This is a genomic window from Thomasclavelia sp. (assembly GCF_047249845.1).
In the GTDB taxonomy this organism is placed as follows: domain Bacteria; phylum Bacillota_I; class Bacilli_A; order Erysipelotrichales; family Coprobacillaceae; genus Thomasclavelia.
Window position 1 is genome coordinate 1 of sequence record NZ_JBKTWO010000167.1, and the last position, 1574, is coordinate 1574.

The 1574-nt window shown below is 29.7% G+C and carries 2 protein-coding genes and 1 pseudogene; all 3 read left to right on the forward strand.

Features of this window, described 5'->3' with window-relative positions; translation table 11 throughout:
- The first annotated feature begins 9 nt into the window (after positions 1-9).
- Positions 10-75 (forward strand): PhoU domain-containing protein, encoded by a 66-nt coding sequence (locus ACLR9T_RS14395; RefSeq protein ID WP_413110149.1) that lies wholly within the window; start codon positions 10-12, stop codon positions 73-75.
- Between the two features lie 63 nt (positions 76-138).
- On the forward strand, positions 139-825 hold the full coding sequence (locus ACLR9T_RS14400) for a response regulator transcription factor (RefSeq protein ID WP_008790715.1): 687 nt from the start codon (positions 139-141) through the stop codon (positions 823-825).
- Positions 818-1574, forward strand: a pseudogene (locus ACLR9T_RS14405) (hypothetical protein); the annotation flags it as partial. The gene ACLR9T_RS14400 and the pseudogene ACLR9T_RS14405, both read left to right, overlap by 8 nt.

The following is a 1574-nucleotide window of genomic DNA, read 5'->3' on the forward strand; positions in this document are numbered from 1 at the left end:
GATTATTGTATAGATTTTCTGATGATTGCTAAGTATTTAGAAAGAGTTGGTGATAATGCAGTGAATATATGCTAATGGTTAGAATTTAACCAGACAGGAACAATGAACGACCACAGACTTATCTAAGGGGGATAAAAAATGAACGCACGTATTTATGTTATTGAAGACGATGAAAACATTCAGGAAATTGTCAAATTATCATTAGAATCTAATGGATATCAAGTCACATTATTTGATAATGCAATTGATGCAATTATAGCTATTCATGAAGATGCACCAGATCTTGCAATCTTTGATGTTATGTTACCACAAATGGATGGTATTACAGCTGTCAAAAAGATTAGAGAAACAAATACACAAATGCCTATTCTTATTTTAAGTGCTAAAGATAGTGAAATAGATAAAATTCATGGATTAGATAGTGGTAGTGATGATTATATGACAAAACCATTTGGTGTCCTTGAATTATGTGCACGTGTTCGTACATTACTACGTAGAGTTCAGCCAAAATCCAAATCGATTCAAACGCCAACTTTATCAATTGATAAATCTACACATATTGTTCAGCAGAATAACCAAGGTATTGATTTAACACATAAAGAATATCAATTATTACTTTATTTAATTGAAAATAAAGAACGTGTTGTGGAACGAGATGAACTATTGAATAATATTTGGGGTTATGATTTTATAGGAGAATCAAGAGCTTTAGATGTCCATATAAGATCATTAAGAAAAAAGTTAGATGATAACGGAGAAAAATATATTAAAACAGTGCGTTCTGTAGGATATCGCTTTGTTGAAAAGGAGGATACACATGACTAAGTCTATCCTCCGTTATTTTATCATCATTTTAATTGCGACTCTCCTTAGCAGTTGTTTTATCTCTGCTACGTTAATTTCTAATAGTCTTTTGAGTACAACAAAACAGGATATGTTGTATTCTTTAAAGTTAATTGATTATGCAATTGATTATCAACAGCCATTAGAACAACAAATTGAAAAATTAAATCCATTAGCTTATTCTGATCAAACACGAATTAGTGTTATTGATAAAAGAGGGCATGTTGTTGCAGATACGGTATCTCAATCTGTATCTGAAAACCATTTGGATCGACAAGAAATTCAAGAGGCACTTCATAATACTGTTGGTTATGCAAGAAGGCGATCTGAAACAACAAATGAGAATATGTTATATGTTGCTTATTACCATCAGGATTATATATTGCGATTATCTATTCCATATAATGGATTATTAGATCATATTCCATCTTTAATTCCAGCATTATCTATAAGTGCTGTTGTTTCTTTTGTGATTGCATATATTCTATCTAGAAAACTTGCTTTTACAATATCTAAACCAATTATTGATATTAGTGATAGTTTAGATCAAATGACAGAAGATTTTCGATTTGAATTAAAACAATATGATTATCAGGAATTTAATGTTATTGTTAATACAATAGGAAACTTATCACATCGTTTACGTAAATCAATGCGTGAAGTAAAATTAGAACGTATAAAAATGGATGAAATTTTAAAAAAAATGAATGAAGGCTTTGTTTTATTAGATG

What these genes read in the sequence shown, in the direction of transcription:
- ACLR9T_RS14400 (WP_008790715.1), top strand. Translation starts at nt 139, where the DNA reads ATGAACGCACGTATTTATGTTATTGAAGACGATGAAAACATTCAGGAA.